The following is a 25,385-nucleotide window of genomic DNA, read 5'->3' as shown; positions in this document are numbered from 1 at the left end:
TTGTTTTGGTAACCGTTTTAGAAAAAGTGTCTTGACCTTCGGATTATACTTAACCCTCTCAACGTCTGATTGATATTGCCGGGAATTCGAAGAAAAAAAGGACACAATCCCCAATTAAGGGATGTGTCCTGAAGAAAAACATTACATTGTAGGTAGTGTGTTCGACGTATCGACATAACCTTACTCTTCCGAAGGTTTGCTGTTGTTTAACAGCTTTGGAATCCTCACGGTCACTGTCGTCCCATGGCCGAGCTGGCTTTCTATGGCGATCCCGTAACCCTCTCCGAACAATAGCCGGAGCCTGTTATGGATATTGGATAGTCCAATGCTTGTAGCAGGTTGGCCATCTGGTGCAGGTTCAGGGGATGCCATGCTCAGCTTAGCCTGAAGGGAAGCCAATTGCTCCGGCTCCATGCCCTTCCCGGTATCCGTGATCTGGAAGCACACGTCCCCATGCGCACCTATGCTCCCGGTTACTTGAAGCCGGCCCCCTTGATCCATCCGTTCCAGCCCATGATAGACCGCATTCTCCACAATGGGTTGGAGAATCATCTTGGGGGTTTGCATCTCCAGGAGTCCCTCGTCCACATCGATGTCAATGATAAATTTATTCTCGTACCGGATGGCGATAATGTTCATATAAGCCTGAATACAGTCCAGTTCATCCCTTATCCGCACAAGATTATCTTTTTTTATACTGTACCGGAATATTTTGGACATGCAAGATGCAATTTGCGCGATCTCCCTGCTTCCGTATTCCAATCCGATGCTGCTGATGCAATTGAGCGTATTATAGAGAAAATGGGGGTTGATCTGGCTTTGCAGGGCAGAAAACTCCGCCTGCTTCTGACTCAGCTCAGATTCGTATAATCTGGCTTGGGTATTGATCATATCTCTTGCCATCTCTTCCCTTTCATTGATTACCCGGTTAATGTCGCAGGCCAGCATGCCTACTTCATTGGTAGACCGGACTTTAATGCGGAAGCCCATGTCCCGGCTCCCCACTCTCTTCATATCCAGAACAAGTCCCATCACCGGACGCATCAGATTGTTCATAAAGAAACTGCCCATGATAAGCATGCTTAGAATCATCCCAATCCCCACGATAATGCTGACTTTCCGTATAGGGTTCATGTCTGCAGTAAGCTCTTGCACCGGAATCATACTTACAACCCGCCACCCGTCTGCCTGCTCCAAATCCTTAACCTGGACAAGAATATCTTCCCCATCGATAGTTGTTTTGACCCCTTTAAGCAGGATGCCCTTATCCATAGACAGAACTTCCCTGAATAACGCACCTCGGGCATTGGAATTGGTGGAAGCAATCACCTCATCCCGGCTATTCAGAATGTACAAGGTAGAGTTGGGCGTTAATTCCGTATTTTCTACAAGCCCCTGCATTTTGTCCATATTGACCAAAACGGTACAGTAACCCGTTATTTGGGAGAAATAGATTCCCCCGATGGCCTCCACAATCGGCGCTATATAAAAGAACTGTTCCGTTCCTGTTCTGTCGTCTTTTAGAATCGAGGTGAACATCCCCTTGTCCCGCAGCGAAGGATCTTCCTTATACTTCTGGATAAAGGTATCATAACGATTGAGAAAAAAAATATCTCCGCTTGCTGATGCCAAACTGTAAAGCCGTCTTCCCCGAATATCATTAATTACAATTCCGTCCACGTACGAATTAAAGGATCCCATATATTCCATGAGATCCAATGCATTGGGACCGCTATTAAACGCCCTTTTGTAATCATCATCCACTACAGAAAATTCCTGAACCCGTCTGCTATTGACCGCAATGCTGGTGCTGACCCTGATATCACTAAATGCAGAATCAATTTTGCGGCGTGTTTGTTCTATCATCTGGTTACTGTAATGGGCGGCTCTCTTCTGGGTTAAATTAGAGAAACTATAATAATAATAAAATTCCATGACAGTAAATATGATGATTGAGAAAAAAAAGATAAGCCATATCTGATGCTTCAATTTCAGTTTACTGATCTTCATGGCCCGCCGCTCCGTTCATATCAACTTTTTCTGAATTTGGTGGGGGTCATCCCGCAATGCTTCTTGAACACTTTATTGAAATAATAATAATCGACATACCCGGCCTTAATGGCCACTTCTTCAATGGATAGATCCGTCCGCTTCAGGAGCTCACGGGCTTTCTTGATTCTCAGCTCCGACACATATTCAGAGAAGGTTTTGCCCAGATTTTTTCTGAATAATTGACAGCAATACACCTGGTTAATGAAGAATTGGGCAGATAAATCCTTCAAATACAATTTCTGCTCAAAATGATGGTTGATATAATTTATCATCCTGTTGAAGCAGGACTGGATGTCCCCTTCCTGCACAGAGCGGCTGTTTCCTATCCTGATAGAGTCGAGAACCTCATGTAAAAAGCTGCATAGCGACCCAAAGTGTTCAAATCGTTCCTTGATCTCGGAATAATTCAGGAATTCCAGTTCCATATCCTTCAATTCCTCAGAATATGCTTTTATAAGGATCCCGACGGCTTGATTCCACAGGTAGACAACCTCAAACATGCCAAGATGATGATCCCTGAAATATGCCTGCAGCCCTTTAATGTACGCTTCCACATCGTCAAATTGATTTCCCTGAAGGGTGTGGTGGATTTCATCGATATATGGCTTCACCAGATGAAGCTTCGGCTCGTAGTGAACGACGCCCCCAGCTTCTTCAAGAAAAACCTGGGAAGCGGACAGGTCTGCTTCTTTTATGAGCTTGCTCATGTGCTTTAGTTGATTAGAGATGCTGCTGACGCCCATAACATGGATGCCCGTCTTATTCAGAACCCGCTTATCCGAATGTCCTTCCAGACAATCCCTATGCTCCGTCATCAGGACAACTAGCATTTTTCGGGCTCCAGCTTCAACTTCCACAACATGAATAGGCTTTCCCTCCAAAGAAAGCAGGTTCCTAATATTTTTATGTTCTCCCTCGAAATAGATGGTCAACACCTGATAATAGTACACAGCTGCATCATCGGGAAGCGGTAGGAAGCTCTTTATCTCGTCCTCATTCGCCGAGGTCAGCGCATCCAGAAGGAGTTGGTTACGTGCTGTGCTTCTTCGGGAGAAGTGCATGGCCAGCTTCGCGATGAAGGGGTCAGCCTTATCGATATCCAAGGGTTTCAGGAAATAATCCAGCGCGCCATAGCGCAGCGCTTCCTGGGCATATTCAAATTCCGCATATCCGCTTACGATGACAAACTCAATGTCCAGCCCTTCTACTTTGGCTCTCTTCATCAGATCCAGTCCGGATATCTCTGGCATACGGATATCCGTAAATACCAAATCGGGTTCATTCGCTTTTATGGCATCCCATGCTGTGTAAGCGCTTTTAAATTGTCCGATAATTTCAAATCCATATTTATCCCAATCGAAGGCGTTGCGGATTCCTTTAATTGCCCACGGCTCATCATCTACAATCATGACCTTGTACATGGGTATCCTCCTGAACATATGGATTCCCCCGAATAATAGCAAAATTATTCGGGAACAGCAACGAAATAAGGATAAACCACAGACTGGTTTATCCTTATGCCATGGATTACTTGCTCTGTGCTTTGATATCTCTATAATTCTTTATATTCTCATCCTGAACAGCCTGACCGCCGGCGTCCATATATTCTTTCACCAGCTTGTCATACAAGGCGTCGAACTCTGCCGGCTTGGCAACGACCAGCCTGTCACTCATTTGCTTGTTCATGTCACCCAACGTTTTGCCGTACTTGATACTAGCTTCGTTCGAGACGCCGTAATAGAAGCCTGTATAACCATCCGTCGTATTGATCTTGTATGAATCGACAGCCAGTTTTTCATAGCTCTGATCTCCGGCTGCTAAGGCTGCTGCGTACGTTCGGACATTCTTTTCGGTATCGCCCAGCTCTGCACCGTTTACAATTAGAGTATAATCCATATTCAGATTGCTCGTTTGCATATTTTCGCCGGTTTGCGCAATCCCTTGCGGGATGCCGTTTACAAGCTTATGGTTGACGCCTTCCTCACCAAACTGAAGGAAGAACAACACCTCCGGATCAGCCATCCAGTTCAGATACTTTATGGCCAGCTCCGCATTCTTGCTGCTTTTCGGGATGAAGGAGAAAATCCCATTTTCATTGTACATCTCTTTCAGGTATTTCCCCTCATCGTTTTTGAAGGTATCTACAGCAACATAGTTGGCATCAGGTGCATTTTGCTTCAGTGGTTCACGAATTTTTTGTGAAAGTGGATAATCCCAGTTGGCAGCGTAGAAGCCTACCTTGCCATTGGTCACATCGGCATCCGCTTGTTTGGTTGTTTTATCCAGTGCAAAGTCGGGGCTGATCAGCTTTTCATTGTACAGTTTGTTCAGCCATTTATAAGCATCCTTGGTGCCGGGCTTCAGCCAATTGGTGGTGGTAACGAATTCCTCCTCCGACATCGGACCCCAGAACGAAGGGATCAGGTTGCCAAAGGTGTAGTTCATGCCGGAAGCCGCAGTTGCCCACGGAATGACACCATCCACATTACCCGGGTTCTTGTCTCGGAAAGATACGAGGGTATTATATAATTCATCCCGATTCGTTGGAGCAGGCATTCCCAGCTTATCCAGCCAATCCTTGCGGATAAACATGCCGTTCCAAGCAATCAGAGTCCGCTTGCCTGGGATCGAGATTTGTTTGCCCTCATATTTCCCGTAGGAAAGAACTTTCTCGCCCAGATAAGACTTTAATTGCTGGCCATGCTTCTCCAACAATTCATCCAGTGTATAGAGGCCTCCGCTTTTTGCGAAACGGGTTACGGTATTCCCGTCATAGGTGAAGGAAATATCAGGAGCTTCGTTGGCAGCCATCAACACATTCAGCTTGTCGACTTCTTGGGATCGGGGGACAGGAACAAACTTTACAATGGCGTTATTAGGCTTGCCGAATTTTTCATTGACATATTTGGTCCACGTGTTGTTGTTCAAGTCCGGTTGTCCCTGAATACCTCTGTCAAACACTTCCACTGTCAAGGTTACTGGGGAACCGGAGCCCGTTTCCGATGCGTTCGACCCTTTTGATACCGTCTCCCCATTGTTATGGCCTGCGCCACCACAGCCTGCCACTCCTACGGCTAGAAGCACTGTGCTAAATAGAATTGCTGCTTTCTTCTTTATGCCCTTATACACTTTAACCACCCTTTCGTTCTTGTGATTTATTCTCTTAAATCATCCGCCAGGCCGGGATCCCCCCTTCATCTTAATCTGTTTCCCCATCAACCCTTGATAGCCCCAGTCATCACACCATCCACGAAATACTTCTGCAGTTTAGGATAGATCAGCAAAATCGGAATAGTTGTAAACATGACACTTGCCGCTTTCAAAGACTCGGGGACAATATAGGAGCCGACACTTCCTTCTCCTCCTTGTTGGCTATCCAACTGCTGATTGACCGAAATGATCTGGTATAGCTTCATCTGCATAGGGTACAGCTCTTTTTTCGTAATGTAGAACAGGGCATCCTGGAATCCATTCCATCTGTCTACCGCATAGAAAAGGCTTAATGTGGCGATCGATGGCAACGAAAGGGGGAGCACAATCTTGATGAGAATGCCCAGATCCGAACACCCGTCAATGGCTGCCGATTCCTCCAGACTCTCCGGAAGATTGCTGAAGAAGGTTTTCAGGATGATCATATTAAACACGCTCATGGCACCCGGCAAAACCAGGCTCCAAACCGAATTCATCATGCCCAGGTTTTTAATCAGAATATAGGAGGGAATTAAACCGCCGCTGAAATACATGGTGAAAACCAACGCCGTCAAAATAAAGTTTCTTCCCTTCAGCCGCTTCTTCGTTAACGGATATGCTGCACATATGGTCAGGAACATGCATACCAAAGTGTAAAATATCGTAAGCACAATACTGTATCCAAGCGTATAAAGCATATCCATATCGCTCAATATGGTTTTGTACGTTTCTGCTGTGAAGTCTACTGGCCACAGTCCTACCTTTTGAGAAATAATCGCTTCGTTGGAACTGAAAGAAAGCGCAATCATGTACAGAAACGGTACGATACATGTGAAGGACAATGCCACGATAAATACAATGATGGCAATATCCGCTATAGTCATTTTTTTCATCTTGCCCCTATTGCTCGCCACCCTCACCATATCCCATCCTCGCCTAATTTTTTCGCAACAAAGTTTGCAGATAACAGCAGGATCAGGCCGACCACGGATTGGAACAATCCTACCGCCGTTGCCTGGGAGAAATCACCTGAACTAATACCAACTCTATACACGAAAGTACTGATAACATCAGAGTAATCGCTAACCAGTGAATTCCCCATCACAAAGGGACGGTCAAATCCGATAGAAACCATTCTGCCTATTTGGAGAATCAACAAAATATTGATGGTTGATTTAATGCCAGGCAGTGTAATATGCCACATTTTGCGAAGCCTGCTGCAGCCATCAATATCGGAGGCCTCATACAACTCCCTATTGATTCCGGTAATGGCCGCCAAATAAATGATGGTGCCCCATCCGATATTTTGCCATACGCCAACGGCAATATAAGTAATCAACCAAGGTGTTTTCCGCGACAGAAACTCGATTCTTTCCAAACCAAAGCTCGACAGGAAATTGTTGATCATGCCGCCGTTAGAAAACATCAGATAGACCATACCGCCAATAATAACCCAGGACAAAAAGTGGGGCAGATACAACACGGTCTGGGTCATTTTCTTGAATTTTGCTTGTCTTACTTCATTGAGCAAAATCGCCAGAAGAATGGGCGCTGGAAAACCCGCGATCAAGTCCAGAACATTCAGGAGCAGCGTATTCTTCAATGCACGGTAGAAGCTGTCCTGCTCAAAAATAAACCGGAACACATCCAGTCCTACCCATTCGCTCCCTCTAATTCCTTCAAAAATGTTGTAATCTTGGAATGCCATCACAAGGCCATAGATGGGTGCATACTTGAAAATCAGGATATACGCCATAGGCAGCAGCAAAAGAAAATATAACAGACCGTCTCTTTTGATATAGTACAGAAAGTTATTTTTCCTTTTTGTTGCGCCGTACTTTCGGGAGCTGTCTAAAACCGCTTTCATTTTTCCCATCCCTCCGACTGTAATAAGGAGCTCTCATGTTTATCATTTTACCTTCAGGATTAAATAAAAAAATGTACTCCCTTAAATCAATTTGGTAATAACTTAAAAAGGTAGTTGTATGTAAACTGTAGAGTGAGGAATTAGTCAGATAAAGCGATGGGAGTATTGGATTTGGTGGTTAATTTCCTTTTCCGTTGAGGCATTACAAACAAAATAAAGAACCAGAGACCATTTGGTCCTGATTCATTTAAATAGGTAGCATGCCCCCAAAAATACATAAAATGAATTTTTAATACATGTAACATTGCCGGCTTCCCCTCGCAACAAGAAACCCCATCTTTAACTGTTTTGGAATCCAAAAAACAGTGAAAAGTGGAGTTGCCTCGGGAAAATATTGATTTATGGTTTATCTTTAGATTAAACCTCGACATTGTATAAAGAAGAGCCCTGAAGGAACGCCTCTAATTGGTCGGTCTACCGTTATTTGTGCGCATATTGGCAGGCAGCTCGAATCGGCTGTAGCCCTCCATCCGGAACAGCCGGGTCGGCGTCGCCCAAGGAAGCGGATATTCACTGTACAGTTGCCGCTTCGCTGCCACGTCTCTCATCTTCTCGGACAAGCTGGGCAGCAAGCGCACCGTGGAATCTCCATCCTCCCGCTCGGTCACGAATCGGCCGGGAATGGCACGAACAGCGCGAGCCGACTCATAGGCGCCGTTGGATACCAGCACGAAGCTTCGGCTTGCCTTGAGCGGCGAGAAGAGTGGTTTCCCTGGGGTTTCAATCGCTTCCATCAGGTTCAGATACATGCTGCACATCAAATCGGTCGGACCAAACGCCAAATCCTCTTCGGCGTCCTGTGCGCGAATTGTCAGCTTGTTCTGGTAATTCCAATGCGCTTCCCCTCGCGTTCCGTACACGGCAATCGAAGGCACTTCGCTTACTTCGTGACAAAGCATGGCGTAAAAATGAACCCTCACACCGTTAGCCATAACGGCGCGAATACAGGAGACATCGTCCCCCTCGATGTCATTGACGTGGTAAAGCTCGGCCTGCACCGATTCCGGGTACAAGTCTGCGGCGCTTCCTCCGGCCGCCAGCAAGCTATGGTGCAGCAAGTGGGCGAACGGATTGTTGAACGTCCCGTCCAGCACATACTGGCCGTCGCTGACCAGTTTGCCAGCCCAGCGGGTTCGATCGTAGTAAGAGCGAAGCCGTTTCCACATGCCAATGCCGACCACATGCTCCACCTGCCCGAGCACACCGGAGCCGATCCTTTCCAGCAGCGTTCGGAACGCCTGGCCCGACGTATTCTGGAAGTTCACCTGGCACAAGCGCCCGGTCTCCATCTGCACCGCGATCATCTCGTCCAAGTCCTGGATCGTTACCGCCGGGGGCTTCTCCACCAGCACGTGAAAGCCCATCCGCATCACCTGGATGCACATCGGCTTGTGGGAGGAGATCGGCGTGACGATTACGACGAAATCGATATCTGGATGCAGCGTGAGCATCTGCACGTAGTCCATATAATGGACGGCCCCAAGCGCGGTCAGCTTGCCGTAAGACTCCTGATGAGCGCCGACATTCGGCTCCGCAAAAGCAGCAACCTGCAGGCTACCCTCTTCGACCAGCTTCTGCATGATATTCACATGTTCAGCGCCGAATCCCCCGATCCCGATCAGCGCGGTGCGATAAATCTTCACATTCCTTCCCTCCAAAGCTATGCCTTGACGTGCCGGGAACGATTCTCCCGGCCCGCCAAAGCTGCCAATTTATAATTCATACATGCTGCAAATAACGTTCCTTGATTAGCGTGAGCGCCTCGTCTCCCGGCATATCCCATACCTGCCGGTTGAAGATTTCCACCTCGATCGCCCCCACGTAACCGGCCGCTTCAACGGCATGACGCATCCGGCGCAACTCGATGACGCCGTCCCCAATCATCCCTCTGCCCATCAGCAGGTCGGGTACCGGCACGATCCAATCGGAGACGTGGAAGCCGAGTATACGCCCCTTGGCCCGCTCAATTTGCACGTACAGCTCGGGGTCACACCAGACGTGGAACGCATCGACGACGACGCCGACGTCTTGCGGGTCGTGCTGCTCTGCAAGCATGTTGGCTTGCGCCAGCGTATTGATGACGGAGCGTTCAGCGGCGTACATCGGATGCAAAGGCTCGATGCCGAGCTTGACTCCGTGCGAGCGGGCGAACGGCACAAGTTCCGCGATCGCTTCTTCGACCGTCTTGCGGGCGAAATCGATATCCCGGTCTGGCGCCGGTCCGCAAACGAGCACGAGCACATCGGTGCCGAGCTCGGCCGCTTCCTCGACAGCGCGGCGATTGTCGTCCATCCGCTCTTTGCGCGCAGGCGCGGTGGCCGCCGGAAAATAACCCCCACGGCACAGGCTGGAGACGCGCAGGCCCGCGTCCCGCACAAGCCGCTTGCTCTCGGCCAGGCCGGTCTCGGCCACTTTATGCCGCCACAGCGCGATCCAAGGCACTTCGGCGCGAACGCATGCTTCCACGGCCTCACGCATATTCAGCCGATCGGTCGTAATCTGGTTCAAGCTGAGTCTGTCTATGGAATGAAGCGGTTCCATACTGATCCCTCCCGGATTTCAAACATCTCTATAAATGATTACGGCCGAATACCCGCCAGCGCCAAGACAGGCTTCATCCGTTCGGCGGCAAGCTCCGGATCGGCCAATAGCCCGGCCCTGTCGGCAAGCACGAACAGCTCGGCCAAATGGACGATCGAGCGCGATCCCTCCGCTCCCCCGATCATGCGGAAATGCGGTTGACGGCCGTTCAAGTAGGCCATGAACACAATTCCCGTCTTGTAGGCGTACGTCGGCTTCTGGAAAATATGACGCGACAAGGCAACGGTAGGCTCCATAATCGCCTCATAACTGACCAGATCGCCTGCGTCTAGCGCATGAAGCGCCTGGGCGGCGGCCGGCGCGATCGCGTCGAATATGCCGAGCAGAGCATGGCTGTAGCCCTGCCCATCACCCTTGATCAGTTCTGGGTAGTTGAAGTCGTCGCCGGTGTACATCTTGACGCCTTCCGGCAGTAGCCGGCGCATCTTGATTTCTTTACCGGCATCGAGCAGCGAGATTTTAATCCCGTCGACCTTGTCCGCGTTTGCCCGAATGACGCGCAAACAAACGTCCATCGTCTCGTCCAGATCGTCCTTGCATCCCCAATAGCCGGCCAGAGCGGGATCGAACATGTCGCCAAGCCAATGCAGAATGACCGGCTGTTTCACCTGTCCCAAAATGCGCCCATACACCCGCTCGTAATCCTCGGGCCCTTTCGCGCAGGCGGCAAGCGCGCGGCTCGCCATCAGAATGACTTGACCGCCCTCGCCTTCGATGAAGCCGACTTGCTCTTCGTAGGCGGCTTCCACGTCGGCGATCGTGACCGACGGTCCCGGAAACAGATGGTCGGTTCCTGCGCCACAGGCGATTTTGCCGCCGACTGAGCGCGCTTCCGTGATCGAAGCGCGGATAAGCTCCTTCGAGCGGTTCCAATCGAGGCCCATGCCGCGCTGCGCGGTATCCATCGCTTCCGCCACGGCCAGACCGAGCGACCACAAATGGTGCCGGTAGGCGAGCGTCGAGTTCCAATCAATCTGCGAATGATGCAGCGGATCTGCGTCCGCAAACGGATCGCAGACGACATGGGCGGCCGAGAAGGCGATGCGGCCCGTAAACGGCTTGGCCGGCACGGAGAACGAGCCGGCTTTGCCCGGAGTATATTCATACAACGCTCCCCCTGCGCGGGGAAGTAGCAGCGATTGGGTCATCTGTACTCCCCTCCTTTACAGGCTCAGCTTCGGCACGTCGATCCAGCGGCGTTCCTGCCACGACTTCAAGCTGAGATCGGCAAGCTGGGTGCCCTTCGCGCCTTCGAGCAAATCCCACGGAAACGGCGTGTCGATGACGACATGCTTCAAGAACATTTCCCATTGCACCTTGAACGCGTTGTCGAACGACGTGTTGTCCGGGACCTGCACCCATTGGTCGTGGAACTGGAACGGATTCGGAATGTCCGGATTCCATACAGGCTTCGGCGTGTTGACCCGATGCTGCGTCTTGCAGTCGCGCAAGCCCGCCACGGCGCTGCCTTCGGTGCCGTCGACCGTAACCGTGAGCAGATCGTCTCGATCTACGCGCACCGCCCAGGACGAGTTAGCCTGCACGATAATGCCGCCTTCCAGCTCAAATATGGCGTACGCCGCATCGTCCGCCGTACAATCGTACGGAACGCCCTGCTCATCCAGACGTTTCGGAATATGTGTAGCGGCAAGACAGGAGACAGCCTTCACTTCCCCGAACAAATTCTCGAGAACGTAGCGCCAGTGTGCAAACATGTCGACGATAATGCCGCCGCCGTCTTCCTTGCGGTAGTTCCACGATGGCCGCTGACCCTGCTGCCAGTCGCCCTCGAACACCCAATAGCCGAACTCCATCCGCACGGACAAGATGCGTCCGAAGAAGCCCGAGTCGATCAAGCGCTTCAGCTTGAGCAATCCGGGTAAAAATAGCTTGTCTTGCACGACACCGTTTCTCACCCCCGCCTCGGCGGCGATGCGGGCCAGTTCGAGCGACCGTTCAAGATCGACGGCCGTCGGCTTCTCGCAATAAATATGCTTGCCCGCGGCAATCGCCTGCTTGATGCTTTCCGCGCGGCGCACCGTCGTCTGGCTGTCGAAATAAATTTCATTGTACGGATCGGCGAGGCATGCTTCAAGATCGGTGCTCCAACGTTCGACGCCGTGGGCGGCGGCCAGCGACTGCAGCTTGCTCTCCTGCCGACCGACCAGAATCGGGTCGGGCATGATGACGTCTCCGCCTGGTAGCGCGACGCCCCCCTGCTTGCGAATCGCAAGAATCGAACGGATTAAATGCTGGTTGGTTCCCATCCTTCCGGTAACGCCGTTCATAATAATGCCGATGTTGCGAACTGCCATCGTTCATTGCCCCCTTCGCTTCGTATATCCGTATTATAGTCGGTGCGGAATCGCTTTTCTTACGATTCCGGGAACACGATTCTCAATTTCAGAAGCGAATTGTTCGAGCGAAAAACAATATCCCCCGCGGGCGTTTAGCCAATGGGGGATGAAGGGGGGATTACGTTTCAATCAATCGGCCGGTCGGTCTGATCGCATTCTTGTTCGTTTGATCGCACGTTTGTGCGCTCGCTGGTCCTTTTGACGGAAGGCTTCCTGCCTACTCGGCTTGCGCGGGCGCGTTCAATTCCCGGTACGACTTCGGCGACAGTTTAGCGACGGCTTTGAATGACCGGTAAAACGTGGACACGGAGTCGTAACCGACCTCGAAGCAGATCGAAATAATGTCTTTGCCCGTTTCCGCCAGCAGCTTCTGGGCGACGCGGATGCGCACCTCGGTCAAATATTGCATTGGCGTCAAGTCGTACCGTTCCTTGAAGATGTTGTTCACGTGCCGCGTGCTGATGCCCAGCTTGGAGGCGATGTCCCCCGCGGTCAGCGGATCAAAATACTTCGAATCGATATAGCTTCGGATTTTCTCGGCGCGCAGCCTATTAGAGCTGGAGCCCGCTCCAACGGCCTCCGTTCCGGCCGAGCGAACCAGCAAGAGCAGCAGCTGAGACAGCTGTACTTTGAGCGAAAGCCGAACGAGCGGCGACAGCTCCCTGGACTGCTCGAACAGCATTTTCCTCAGCAGCTGCCGCAGCTCGCTCGCGGCAAACAATCCCGGCTTCATCAGACAGGAAGCCGGGAAATAGGCGTGGAGCAGTTGCGCCCTCATATCCGGATCGAGCACCACCTCATCAAACGCCAACACTAGCAAGGTCAGCCTGGAGTCAGACATGACCGAGTGGACGGAATACGGCACGATCAGCGCCGTATCGTCGACCGCCAGCTTCCGTACTTCCCCCCCCAGCCGGATAGCTCCTTCGCCCTCCAGCACAAACAGCAGCTGGTGCGTCTGGTGATAGTGCTCGGACACAAGATGTCCGCCCGTATGCTTCTGCTCGTATAAATCTATCGCATTCCTGGACAAGTCAATCCTTTTAATCGTCACGGTGAAGCCTCCGGTTTTTGAAGCGTTTCATTTATAGCCATTTTAGCGCGATCGGCGGCTTCTATACAACATTTTAGAATAAGCGCAGCCCAGACACCGCAAGTCCCCCCCCAGTTGCAGCTTTATTGCGGTCTTCAGGTCCATCTATCCATGCTGTTCGCTCCTTTTTTCGCGGCAAAAGAATAAAGGGCGATCATTAACGTCACATTCCTGCCTGTTAGCTTAATGAAACTGCATGGAAACATAGTTAGATATACTTATCTAATCGGTAATCGGTAGGCTCATGTTCTTGTCCTCGACTCGGGATAAGAACTTGTACCGATAAAGCAAAAAAGCCGCTAAACTAGCGGCTTCCAATGGGATAATATTCTTGTCCCTCGACACCCCTTGGCTTCTATATGTTTTTCCTCGTCGTAAGCGTATAAAATTGGGACAAGCATATTTTGAAAATGTCTCCATAATTTCATTGGAATCATCTTCTTTATATGCGCTCATTGATTTTGATCAACAATTTCTTTAAGACTTGCTTCTCCTCGTCGGTAAGGACTTGAACGATTTCTTCCTCCACCTTTTGGAATGAGTCTTGAAAGTCTTCAATCAGTTCAATCGCTTTTGGCAATGCATATATATTTTTTTGCCGTTCATTATTGGCCGGAATTTTGCGCTCGATGAACCCTTTTTGCTCTAGACCTTGAAGCATGCTTGTAATGCTGGCCCCACGTAGATGAAATCGATCTGCAAGGTCCTTTTGAATAATATGATTATTTTGATTCTCGTAAATATAGTCGATTACTTTTCCTTGTTGAGCGTTTAACCCCAGTTCTTTTATACTCTCATCCGCTCTTTTCTTTAACTTAAGACCGATAATCTGAAACAAATCCAGATAAGGCGTATCCTTTCGCGATTGCATGATCGTCCCTCCTGTGATTGTTAGAAATCTAATTGTAAGCAACTAAACTATACAGCGATCCTATAGTCTTGTCAAATGAATATTAGCTTATTGACAGTTAGTCTTCTAACAGTTATACTCCGAATTGTTGAACTCAAACACTTGGGAGGAATTCAAATGGAGAAGTTAACTCAAAATGATGCGTTAGAACAAGTTACGGCGATTACAAATGTAAATATCTTTGATGGAGATCAAATTATTGCACCCAGACATGTTGTCATTAAAGGGGAGTCCATTATTTCAGTGGGCGGAGACCTTCCGGCAGATGCAACGATTATCGATGGAGAAAATGCGACTCTAATGCCTGGTCTGATTGATGCACATGTCCACACCTCAATCGGCGGATTACGAGATGCCTTAAAATTCGGCGTTACAACAGAACTCGAAATGAACGGCGATTTTACTAAAAGAGGGCGCGAGATTCAGTTAAAAAATGTGAATGACATCGCAGACGTCCGTTCTGCTGGCACAGCCATCACCGCTCCGGGTGGACACCCAGATGAGTTACTGCCCGATGGAGATGAAATACCGGAATTCGTATTAAAGGAACTAGAGAAGTTATCGGCGGAAGACCGGGAAGCGATGTTGGCCGCATACGCTCACGATCACGAAGAAATACCGCAAGTGACGACGGTGGAAGAAGCGATTAAACATGTGCATACCCAAGTGCAGAATGGGGCCGACTATATTAAGATCATGATCGAAGAAGGAACGGTCATGGGAGCACCTGGCCTGCCTGTACTAAGCGACGAGATTCTAAAAACAGCCGTGACAGAAGCTCACAAGTTCGATAAGCTGGTCATCGCCCACGTATTGACGGCTCTTTCATCGCAAGAAGCCATCGATTTTGGAGTCGACGGTTTGGGCCACTTGTTTATCGACAGACCCGAGTACACGTCCGAGTTAGTGAAATCCATAGCGGATTCAGGCGCTTTTGTTACACCGTGCTTGGTGTTGAATTCATCGATTATTGGAAATCCGGCATCGGAATTGGCGAATGATCCGCGTGTTCATTCCAAATTAAGTCCGGATTGGATTGATATTTTGAACTCAAGCTTCAATACGTTCCCACAAGGCAATATGGAGAACAGTTTTAAGAATGTGATGGACCTTCATCGTGCCGGAGTTGATATACTGGTGGGGACGGATGTTGCGCCGGTTCCCGTTCCGAACCTTGGCGGTCTTGCTCATGGGGCCAGTGTCCACCACGAAATGCAGCTGCTGGTGAAGGCCGGGTTCACTCCGATCGAAGCTCTTCAGTCGGCTACTATCAAACCGGCCCGTTGCTTTGGTCTTCACGATCGCGGCCGTATTACCGAAGGTGCGCGCGCTGATCTAATTCTTGTAAACGGTGATCCGACCACTAATATTTCGGATACCTTGTCGATCAAATCCGTATGGTTCAATGGTTCGCAGCAACTAGGTTAATCAGATTCGATCTCACTGTATAAGGAAAGCTAAAACTCCATGCCAAAGCATGGAGTTTTAGTTGATTTTAATTGATTATTTTAAGTCGATGCTCATTGCTCATCGCAGGGAGCGGTTTGCACTTTGCCGCCCCCTTCTCGTTGACCCGAATGCATTTCGGGATGAGGCGTACGGCCCGGCAACAATTCCTTCATCCTATTCTCCCCCCCTTCTAGTCTTATATTTCGCACTTGTAGTATCAGTATGGTAGAGTATTGATGGAATCTATTCGATTGAATCAACCATGAAAAATAAGCCCGCCGCTCTTTGCAAGCGGCGGGCTTCCTGCTCTTCTAAAGCATGCGTTTACGGTTGTAGCTGCCAGAGCGCGGGCACGTTACTCGGCTCCCAACCCGGCAAGGAGGTATGGGGCTGGATGCATTTGTACACCTTGCCGTCATAGGATACAAGCGCATTGACCTCATAAGCGGTATTTGGCGCCCATGGCGTTGCACTCGGCCCGTCAGGCGTTGACACTGTCACGGCATTGCTGTCGCCAGATTCATTGTTCGACGGGTCGTAAGCACGGACCGTAAACGTATATTGCGAGTTTGGCGACAAACCGGTAATGACCTTCTCGGTTGCCGTTCCAGTGACGGTAGCGATCACCTTGCTGCCGTTGTAAATCCGGTAACCAGCGATGCCGGAATCATCTGTGGATGCATTCCACATCAACGTGACTGATGTCGACGTCGGGGTGCCCATCACATGCAGGCCGGTCGGGTTGGTCGGCGGCGTCACGTCAACCGGTAACTGCGTGGTCGTAAACTGGACACTGTTGCTGCTCGGCGATCGATTGCCGGAAGCGTCGAACGCCTTCACAACTATGTTATAAGTCGTGCCTGCCAATAGATTGGTGAGATTGGCGCTCGTCTGATTGGCAGGTATGGTGGCGATGACATTGACACCGTTGTACACCTCATAACCCGTGACGGCATTGTTGTCCGTCGAGGCCCCCCAAGTCAGCTTGGCCGTCGTTGTGCCAACGTTGCTGACGGCCAAATTAGTCGGCGCCGTAGGCGCAATGCTGTCGCCAGGACCGAATTGGGCATCGATGACGATGTACCAGGCATTTTGGGTATCCGCAATATCCCACACGCCGAGGATGACATTGTAACCGTCTCTTTGCGGCACGTTGCAGGTATGGGTTAACGTGGCCGGCGGCTGCTGGCCATTCCCGTTAATCGTGCAGAACGGAGTCAGATCAAACTGGGCGCGAGTCAACGGTGCATTGGGATTCCAATCCGGCTTGGTGATAAAATAACGGTAGCTTGTCGTGGCATGACGAGCGGTAAAAATCCAAGTGAAGTTGTTGGTGCCGCTCGTCATGTTCACCTTGTTCCAGCGCGTAGCTGATTGCTGGTCAAGCTGAGCGAAGCCGGCAAGGCCGGCGCTGGCGATTTTGCCGTCAGGGGGTCCGGCAGCAGGAAAACCTTTCGGCCCCTCCAGGCTCTGAGGCTCATAGATGATAGGGCCGCAGTTGGTATTCAATCCGTTTTTACACTGGATCGCGCGGCTGGCCGGATCATTAATATATCCGTGGCCTGACACGGTCTTCGAGAACGCGAACATACAAGCGAATACGAGCAGCAATCCGCCGCCAATCAGCATGAATCGCAGGATGAAACGGGAATCCGAACGGGTTTGAAACATCATCACATTACCTCCCATGATTTGGTTTGGTCATGATGTGCCTTTCGTTTTTCGACACCATCTTTGTCGCGATCTTTTGAGCTGCCTCCTCTCTTGAAAATGATCCTCCCAAAACTGTGCATAACCGTTAACGTGCGGGCATCCGCTCCTTTTTAAGCCGATTTATACAAACTCCTTAGAGCTTATATACTCGTACAAAGTCATGAAAAACAATACCTAATCACATTGTGAGAAGCGTAAAGACAAGCGGGTTAGAAATCTTCGTGGGAAGGGGAAATTAAACGTGAGCAACTCTGCTCTTCTATATAGAATCAGCTATGTAAACTGCTGATGAATGCTGACATTCATAGTGCGCAACGATGTAGAGATCAAAACCAAGTAGGTACGCTTATGGGTGAAGCCACGGAGGGGATAGTAATCATGTCTTAATATGGAGGAATCTATATATAGGCATAATCTAGTTTCGCCAAAATTGGAGTCGTGTTAGCGGAGTGTCATGAAGCCAATCGAAGTTGATTTATGGTTAAACAGAAATGAAAGATATATTACCAGTAATTGGTTGTATATAATTATTGAATAATAACCAAATCATGTCAAGGGTGTAATTTATCTACTCTTTGCTCCAGCTCCTGTGCAGGAGTTTAAATTTATCCTCATATTGCCCATTCTTCATACCGATTGGGTGAACGAAAAACTTGTGGCAAATCACCAATTTTCGCTGTAGCAATCGCTGTCTCGCCCTTAAGTCCATATTAACAAGACCAAGATCACCAATGTTAGACTGGGTACAGGAGCTTGATATAACTCTTTCCGTTTTTTTCGTTTTGCCATTTGATTCATCCCCTTAAATAATTTATTTCATGCCCTATACATCGTAAGAAACTCTATCTTTGTTTTTCGAGAAATTCTGCCTTCTTAGTAGTTTTCCTTCCTTTGTAACAGTCCAATAACTACTCTCACCCCGTACCTTTAATTTGTACCAACTACCCCCATTGCCAGCTACTCCACTATTTTGGACTCTATCCTTTTCAACTATAGCTGTGTCAAATTCGAACAATTCTAAATTAATGTATGTTGTGTCCACAGTTTCATGAGTTAGATATTTATCTAATCGGTAATCGGAACATGTTCTTGTCCTTTTCGGCAATCGGTACAAGTTCTTGTCCTTGACTCGGGACAAGAACTTGTACCGATAAAACAAAAAAAGTCGCTAATTTAGCGGCTTCTATGGGACTATGTTCTTGTCCCTCGACAGTTTTGTTACGTTAATAGTAACGTAATAAATAACTGAGAGTTGCGAGGCAGTGGCCGGTCCCCGAATGTAGATTCTTGGAAACCTCAGCGATATAACAACATTCATATGTACATGCTTTTTATTGTCATGATTCGTACGACCCTTACGTTAGCTGAACTACGATTTATATTTCTCCACAAAAAATCCTTATACGTCAGTTCTTTGTCTAGTGACTCCATTTTTAGTAATAACATAACCCACTGGTTACGAGTTCTGACAGCTTATCTACGGCTTGTTCCGTCATTTTATGACTTTTGGGACACCCTCTGTCGAACTATTCACCATCCCATACAACACTCTCCAACTTTCCACAACAAAATTTTTCGCCGTCACTTATGGTATGGTTCACTGTAATTAATCTTCAATTAAAATGCCCGTTACATCAATGAAAACGGCAGGTGATTGTTTGACCAGCTGCCTTTATACCATTATTCAACTATCATTCCCCGCCGTATTATGAGGTAAGTAGTTGACCACTTTTGTTTTGGTGGTGTATTTGTCAGTAGCCGGGGCAGATCGGTCGTTCCCCTGGGTCTGTACCTCGTCTCTAAAACTGATCGCCCCCTACTTGTAGAAATCATGTTTAAGCTGTCTTCAGTCGGGAATGATATCAAAAAGTCGTATAATTAGCAGCTTCGCAATCACCTTTGTTTTAGGGTGGACTGCTTGCCGTCATCATACTTTAGCTTTGTCTTCTCTTTATCTGTTTTGTTCACTTTTTTCTTCCTTGCTTCCCTACCCCAAATTAATCTCCCGGATCTTTTCCAGCGCCACTTTCGGTTTTCGGTCTTCGGTAAGCAGGCCGTTAACCTCATGCTGGACGTCCGTAATCTGCGTATAACAGTAGCCGGAAATAAACGGAATAGCTTTAATCGCTCCGGTTATGCTGCCGAATCGCTCCAGGAAAGCTTCCTCATTATCAACCAGATTGCCGTAACCCCAGCCATGCTCGCTCTTAAAAGCAATCCCTCCAAACTCGCTGATGATAATCGGTTGGCCTTTATAACTGTAGCCTTGGGCGAACGAAAATTTCCACTCGTTGTACGTACCGCTGCTACCCGTAATCGAGTCTTTATCCTTGTAGGTTTTGTACAAATCTTCGCCCCGCTCCACATAATCATGAAGAGTCAAAATATCAGAAATGGTGTGCTCCCATCCATCATTGGTAATGACTGGACGATAAGGATCGATAGATTTGGTCAAATAATAAATACCTTCCGTAAATTTTTGCTGCCGTTCGTCATGATTAATATTCTGAATGCCCCAAGATTCGTTAAAAGGCACCCAGGTAATAATGCAGGGATGATTGTATTGCTGCTGCACAACCTCAATCCATTCACTGGTAAAACGCTCCACAGCCTGATCGTTATATTCAAAAGCAGCCGCCATTTCGGACCAGACCAGCATACCTTTGACATCACACCAGTATAGGAACCGAGCGTCTTCAATTTTCATATGCTTGCGCAAACCGTTGTAGCCCATCTCGGCGATCGCCTCGATATCTTCGATCAGCGCTTCTTCGGACGGAGGCGTCAGATGACTTTCGCTCCAGTAGCCCTGATCCAGAATCAATCTTTGGTAAAGGGGAATATTGTTCAGCAGGATTTGGCCGTCTCTGATCGAGATTTTGCGCATGCCGAAATAAGAGCCCACCCGGTCAATCTCTCGTTCTCCTTCATACAGCACAAACTCCACATCAAACAGATTTGGATTGTCCGGAGACCACAAGTTTTGCAGCCAAGGTCCGTTAATGCTGCTCACCATGCCGGTTTCCGCCGTCAGCCAGGCTCTGTCCACCGAAAGGCTCAGTTTTCTTACCGTTTCGCCTTTAAAGGTAATTTCTGTCTCCAGCCGGAGATCATTTTTGTTTTTTGTACCGTTAAAACGGAAGTCAAACCGAATCATTTGGCGGTCAATGTCCGGTGTCATTTTCACCATATCCAAGCGGGTATCATGGACATGTTCGAGCCAGACGCTTTTCCAAATACCTGTTGTCTGCACATAAAACGAATCGTGATTCCGTCCGGACCAGCGCTGTTTGCCCCGAGGCTGTAGACAGCTATCGCTGTCTTCCACTTTCAGCACAATTTCATTTTCGGCGTCTTGCTTAAGCAGGTCGGTAATATCAAAGGAAAAGCGAGCATACGCCCCTTCATGCTCCCCCGCAAAACTACCGTTCACCCAACAGGAGGCTTTATAATCCACGCCTTCGAAATGCAGGATCGTTTGTTTCCCTTGCGCTTCTGGGGAAAGGGTCAGTTTTCTGCGATACCAGATCTGCTCATGGAATTTCTCCTCTCCGATCCCGCTCGCCTGGGTTTCATAGGTAAACGGAACGTTTATTTTTTGTGCGGTTGGAAAATGGTCCATAAAGCGTTCTGCAACACCGGCTTTCGCATCATCGAAACTGAAATCCCACTCCCCGTTCAGATCCAGCCACTGGCTCCGTACAAATTGGGGTCTCGGATAGTTTTTTATATAAAATTTCGTAGCTGCTGTGGGCATCTTAGCACCTATCCTCTCTCTGATCACTGAAGTATACTCTATATTTCCTATCACAGATTACTATCTTGTTTAGAGAAAGAAAATGATTTATCCTATCCAATGACTGATCTATTATCTTTTGGAGGAGTGGAATCATTGATACATCTAAAGCGATGTGGATATAATGTAATTCATCCGGAAGGCTTTACTGTTGACCGCCCGGACGGCTCTGGAGATTACGTTTTTTTATTCTTCCGGAGCAAAATGGAGCTTAAGATTCATTCGCAGGCTGTTTTTGTTGAACCTAATACCTTTATTATTTTTAACAAAAACAGCCCGTATTTCTACCGGGATGTCGAACAACCTCTGATTCATGACTGGTTCCACTTTGAAATGGAGGATGCAGATGCTTTTTTTGAACGGCTGGATCTCCCTCTAGATACCTTAATCAAAGCATACGACCCCTTCTATATTTCCAGAAAAGTGAACGATATTCATTGGGAGAATCTGCAAAACGGAACCTTCCAAAATGAGATCATCGATTATACCATTCGTTGCCTGTTCATGAAGCTTAGCGATATTCGAAATCATCTGGAGCCAAACCATCAGATTAGTAAATATTATGATCAGTTCCTGAACCTGAGAAATGATGTTTTCAGTTCTCCTTCTACCTGGTATACTGTCGAGTTCTTGGCGGATAAGATGAATATGAGTCGGTCTTATTTTCAGCATATGTACAAACAAATCTTTGGCATATCGGTAATTAACGATATCATCCTTAACAGAATAGGATATGCCTCCTATTTACTGAAGAACACATCGTATGCCATCAGCCATATTTCTGGAATTTGCGGTTATGAGAACGATGTACATTTTATGCGGCAATTCAAAAAATTCGTAGGACTAACTCCAAGTGAATACAGGGGAAGGTCTGATGGTGGGCAATAGATCTATATTTCCTTCTCCTCCCCTTTCTTTAGACTTGGTTGGCAGTCTGAAAACACAAAACAACTCCAAGAACGCTGCGCACTAATGATAGTTATCGAAACGATTGGAGCATTAATTATCTATCGTTGCTCAACGATGACAGCGAATATTTGAGTGAGTATTACGAGAATTATGGTGCCGAGGAAGAAATCAGGGTTTATGTCTGTAAAATGGACTACCCGAGGCATCACCAACCGAATATACGCCGGGACATTCGTCCTTCCCTGCGCTGTTGCTGAAGAGCGCAAGGTGGCATCCTTCTGATGGCGAGTGTTTCACCGGAGCTTTTGGTGCGCGGTGACGCAGGTCACGCTGGGTTTCCCGGATGGCGATGATCGTTGTGGAGCACCGTGTAGTAACAGGTCCTCCCTCCCGTGATCTTCAGCGTCAGCATTTGAGCAGCTAAAGGGATACAGAAACAGCGGCATTGAAGGACACAAATATCCTAGAATGCCGCTGTATGATTCATCTATAACGTTCCCCGTTAGTAAAACAATGCATCATTTCTGCAGTTCCCGAAGGAGTTAATGTACAATGAGGACTGGGCAACTTGATAACTGTGAAACCTTGTGGCTGACACTTCCAAGCATCATTTCTTTTATACCCCTTAGCCCACGGCTTCCGATAATAATAAGTTGCTGCTCGGTATCCCTTGCATAATTTAATATTTCATGTGCAGGATCTCCCTTAAGATGAACTGTTTCCGGATTGATCCCTGCAGATTTTAATTTAGATTTGGCTTGTTGCAACTGTTCCAAACTCGCTTTCCCCATTTCGTTCAATATTTCTTCCAAGAAATTCTCTGGTACATATGTCATGCCATTCGACACATATTCCTGGCTGACATTAACCAAGGTAACTTGAGTTTGTTTGTTTCGGGCTATTTCAATGGTTGCATCGAGGAGTTTGTTCGTTATTTCAGCTTTATCAATGGCCACAATAATTTTGTCAAACATATTTATCGTCCTTTCCGTTGCAGCTCGTAGCTATTTCGGCTGCCTACAAAACGGTTTCTTGCTGCTCCAATACCGACTAAAAAGAGTAAAACCGAAGCGCCAAGCAGAATGAAAAGTGGCAGGTTCCAACTATTTGTCGCATCATGCAGGTATCCTATAAGGGCAGGACCGATTGCGGCAAGAAGATATCCGATCGATTGCGCCATGCCAGACAGTTCCGCTGCTTGATGCGCATTTTCAGTACGTAACCCGAAAAACATCATGGACAAACTAAAGGCGAAACCTCCACCAATTCCGAGTATTATGATCCACAACAGAATGATATGGGAGCTTCCGTAAAGAAGTCCGAGCGTTCCTGTCAAAAGCAAAATGGTTGTGATGATCACTAACAAACGTTGGTTAGACATGCGCCCAGCAATAACGGGAACAATAAAGGTGAATGGAAGCATAGCTAACTGCATGATCGAGAGGTACCATCCTGATTGGCTGGAGTCAATTCCTTGCTGCTTTAAAATTTCAGGCAACCATGCGATCAACACATAGAAAACCATGGACTGTATACCCATAAACAAGGTTACTTGCCAGGCAAGCGGGGATCGCCAAACATTCACATCGTTGCTGGCCATCTGTTGACTCGTCGTGGCTGTTTGCTTCGTTTGATTTCTTAATTGGGGTAACCAACAGAGGATTGATACAAAGCTTAGAATCCCCCATATTTCCAATGCTCCCTGCCATTTTAGACCTGCGTTCACGGCTAGCGGTACACTGATTCCCGATGCGATTGCTCCACATAAATTCATTGAAATGGAGTAAACACCTGTCATGGAGCCAATATTATTTGGGAAATCCCTTTTGATTATACTTGGCAATAATACATTACATACGGCGATTGCGAATCCAAGAATTGCTGTCCCAATAAACAGATTAGCTGCGCCAGATAAAGAACGTATTACAATACCAACAGTCAGAAGGATTAGAGCGATCATTATGATACGTTCAACCCCATATCTTCGTCCTAATTTTGGTACGAGAGGCGATAATAAAGCAAAGGCAAGCAAGGGGACCGTTGTTATCAGACCTGCTAATGTATTTGAAATATGAACGTCATCCCTTATGAGACTCACTAAAGGACCAACTGAGGTTAAGGGAGTACGTAAATTAGCTGCAATAACAATAATGCCGAGAATGATCAGCCCTATAGAGGATGGTACGGCTTTTTTATTTTGTTTGTTCGGCATTCTTCATTTCTCCTTCTTAAATTCAGACATATTATTTCTTTCCTGCTGATTGAAAAAACTATGCTATAACATCCGCGCGAACAATAAAAGTATATTATAATATATTATTTTTAACAAGAAGTATTTCATAACATACCTGATCTCATCTAAAAACAAAAATACAACTCTGAATTCCCGTCATGGAATTCGGAGTTGTATTGAATAAGTGGAATTTTCGACTTTTAGAAACCATATTTTAAGGATATATGGAGCACTGTTTCGTTATTCGTATGATTGGTATAAGAGTGAGGAAAATCTGCACGAAAACTGATCGTATCATATTGATTCAATGTGTAAATCTCTCCATTGACTTGAATTTCAATGGAACCCGTCATTACTGTCGCAATTTCAGTTGTATTCACATGATGACCTTCAGGGTGATACGAGCTATTTGGCTGTAAGTAAGCCCGACACATTTCAATATCGTTGCTTGCGTTTTTAAAGACTGGTTCAATGATCCAATTTTTTTGATCATTAGAAAACCGCAGTCCTTCGCCTGCTCGATACAAACTAACAGGGTCTTCTGATTTGAACAAAGCCAATAACGGTAAAGATATACCTTTTGAAATTTTCCATATAATCGCCAAAGTTGGATTTGTCTCGCCACGTTCGATATTCCCCAGAGTAAGTTTGCTTACGCCCGTTAATTCCGCTAAGTCGTCTAAACTCATGTTTTTTTCTTTTCTGTACTTTTTCAAGGCACCGCCGATTTGTAATACAATTTGTTTTGATTCATCGACTTCATCCATTTGATATTCACCTCAACAAATAACTTTATAGCTAGTATATTGTTTATCTAGACTCTTTTCCATAAGATTAGTATTTGATGGTGGACTAAACTCCTATGCAATATTCTGACATCTATGTACTAATACGCCTGTTAGCGTAATCTGCTGGGAAGTTGGTACAGTGTAGTATTCTGTTACTCCAATATTTTTCTCATGAAGAAGTTCTTTAACGATATCTAGTGGTAACTTCTCAGTCTGCACCGCGTGTGTTGCAAAGGCATGACTAAAATACTTATCTAACTGGTAATCGGCTTATGTTCTTGTCTCTCAGCAATTTTCTTGTCCTCCGACATTTGTCGCTTCAGCCTAAATCAATTAAACTATCGCCTCCGTTAGCATTCCTGTAGAGC

At 47.5% G+C, this 25,385-nt stretch carries 18 protein-coding genes; 2 read left to right on the top strand and 16 right to left on the bottom strand.

What is annotated here, in order from left to right; translation table 11 throughout:
* Positions 1-180 precede the first annotated feature (180 nt).
* The 11 genes from J7E85_RS03785 to J7E85_RS03735 form a co-directional block, all read right to left on the bottom strand.
* Positions 181-1,866 carry a sensor histidine kinase gene (locus J7E85_RS03785; protein WP_251035449.1) on the bottom strand — a complete coding sequence of 562 codons (1,686 nt, stop codon included), beginning with the start codon at positions 1,864-1,866 and terminating at the stop codon, positions 181-183.
* Between the two features lie 164 nt (positions 1,867-2,030).
* Positions 2,031-3,473, bottom strand: coding sequence for a response regulator (locus tag J7E85_RS03780; protein WP_215155145.1), 1,443 nt, complete (start codon positions 3,471-3,473; stop codon positions 2,031-2,033).
* A 106-nt stretch (positions 3,474-3,579) separates the two neighbouring features.
* The gene (locus J7E85_RS03775) at positions 3,580-5,136 is read right to left on the bottom strand and encodes an extracellular solute-binding protein (RefSeq protein WP_353049460.1); all 1,557 of its coding nucleotides are present in this window, start codon (positions 5,134-5,136) and stop codon (positions 3,580-3,582) included.
* 131 nt (positions 5,137-5,267) lie between these two features.
* Positions 5,268-6,164, bottom strand: a complete 897-nt coding sequence (locus tag J7E85_RS03770) for a carbohydrate ABC transporter permease (protein WP_215155141.1) — start codon at positions 6,162-6,164, stop codon at positions 5,268-5,270.
* A complete protein-coding gene (locus J7E85_RS03765; protein ID WP_215155139.1) occupies positions 6,158-7,108 on the bottom strand; it encodes an ABC transporter permease in 951 nt (316 codons plus the stop codon). The genes J7E85_RS03770 and J7E85_RS03765 overlap by 7 nt, the downstream gene beginning before the upstream one ends.
* 461 nt (positions 7,109-7,569) lie before the next feature.
* Positions 7,570-8,811 carry a Gfo/Idh/MocA family protein gene (locus J7E85_RS03760; RefSeq protein WP_215155137.1) on the bottom strand — a complete coding sequence of 414 codons (1,242 nt, stop codon included), beginning with the start codon at positions 8,809-8,811 and terminating at the stop codon, positions 7,570-7,572.
* 76 nt (positions 8,812-8,887) lie between these two features.
* A complete protein-coding gene (locus J7E85_RS03755) occupies positions 8,888-9,709 on the bottom strand; it encodes a sugar phosphate isomerase/epimerase family protein (RefSeq protein ID WP_215155135.1) in 822 nt (273 codons plus the stop codon).
* A gap of 38 nt (positions 9,710-9,747) precedes the next feature.
* On the bottom strand, positions 9,748-10,917 hold the full coding sequence (locus tag J7E85_RS03750) for a dihydrodipicolinate synthase family protein (RefSeq protein WP_215155133.1): 1,170 nt from the start codon (positions 10,915-10,917) through the stop codon (positions 9,748-9,750).
* Between the two features lie 15 nt (positions 10,918-10,932).
* Positions 10,933-12,084 carry a Gfo/Idh/MocA family protein gene (locus J7E85_RS03745; RefSeq protein WP_215155131.1) on the bottom strand — a complete coding sequence of 384 codons (1,152 nt, stop codon included), beginning with the start codon at positions 12,082-12,084 and terminating at the stop codon, positions 10,933-10,935.
* A 259-nt stretch (positions 12,085-12,343) separates the two neighbouring features.
* Positions 12,344-13,180 carry a helix-turn-helix domain-containing protein gene (locus J7E85_RS03740; protein WP_215155128.1) on the bottom strand — a complete coding sequence of 279 codons (837 nt, stop codon included), beginning with the start codon at positions 13,178-13,180 and terminating at the stop codon, positions 12,344-12,346.
* 481 nt (positions 13,181-13,661) lie between these two features.
* Positions 13,662-14,090: a MarR family winged helix-turn-helix transcriptional regulator gene (locus tag J7E85_RS03735; protein ID WP_215155126.1), complete on the bottom strand. Its 429-nt coding sequence runs from the start codon at positions 14,088-14,090 to the stop codon at positions 13,662-13,664.
* Positions 14,091-14,246: 156 nt separating this feature from the next.
* On the opposite strand from J7E85_RS03735, the gene J7E85_RS03730 reads away from it, so the two are divergent.
* Entirely contained in the window at positions 14,247-15,557 is a 1,311-nt protein-coding gene (locus tag J7E85_RS03730) for an amidohydrolase family protein (protein ID WP_215155124.1), read from the top strand.
* Between the two features lie 345 nt (positions 15,558-15,902).
* Here the strand turns inward: J7E85_RS03730 and J7E85_RS03725 are convergent, their stop codons facing one another.
* The gene (locus J7E85_RS03725; RefSeq protein ID WP_215155222.1) at positions 15,903-17,249 is read right to left on the bottom strand and encodes a lytic polysaccharide monooxygenase; all 1,347 of its coding nucleotides are present in this window, start codon (positions 17,247-17,249) and stop codon (positions 15,903-15,905) included.
* A gap of 2,029 nt (positions 17,250-19,278) precedes the next feature.
* Positions 19,279-21,048 (bottom strand): glycoside hydrolase family 2 protein, encoded by a 1,770-nt coding sequence (locus J7E85_RS03720; protein WP_215155122.1) that lies wholly within the window; start codon positions 21,046-21,048, stop codon positions 19,279-19,281.
* Between the two features lie 135 nt (positions 21,049-21,183).
* Between J7E85_RS03720 and J7E85_RS03715 the strand changes: the two genes are divergently transcribed.
* Positions 21,184-21,975 carry a helix-turn-helix domain-containing protein gene (locus tag J7E85_RS03715; protein WP_251035446.1) on the top strand — a complete coding sequence of 264 codons (792 nt, stop codon included), beginning with the start codon at positions 21,184-21,186 and terminating at the stop codon, positions 21,973-21,975.
* A gap of 563 nt (positions 21,976-22,538) precedes the next feature.
* Here the strand turns inward: J7E85_RS03715 and J7E85_RS03710 are convergent.
* The 3 genes from J7E85_RS03710 to J7E85_RS03700 all read right to left on the bottom strand — a co-directional run bounded on the left by J7E85_RS03710 (position 22,539) and on the right by J7E85_RS03700 (position 24,996).
* Positions 22,539-22,970, bottom strand: coding sequence for a universal stress protein (locus J7E85_RS03710; protein ID WP_215155118.1), 432 nt, complete (start codon positions 22,968-22,970; stop codon positions 22,539-22,541).
* Between the two features lie 2 nt (positions 22,971-22,972).
* Complete coding sequence (locus J7E85_RS03705; protein WP_215155116.1) at positions 22,973-24,208, bottom strand: CynX/NimT family MFS transporter; 1,236 nt, start codon at positions 24,206-24,208, stop codon at positions 22,973-22,975.
* Positions 24,209-24,429: 221 nt separating this feature from the next.
* Positions 24,430-24,996, bottom strand: a complete 567-nt coding sequence (locus J7E85_RS03700) for a helix-turn-helix domain-containing protein (RefSeq protein WP_215155114.1) — start codon at positions 24,994-24,996, stop codon at positions 24,430-24,432.
* Positions 24,997-25,385 lie beyond the last annotated feature (389 nt).

Origin of the sequence: Paenibacillus sp. ISL-20 (assembly GCF_018613005.1) — a bacterium.
Classification (GTDB): Bacteria; Bacillota; Bacilli; order Paenibacillales; family Paenibacillaceae; genus Paenibacillus_AQ.
Note: the sequence above shows the minus strand (reverse complement) of the source record. Positions and strands in the feature narration are given on the sequence as shown.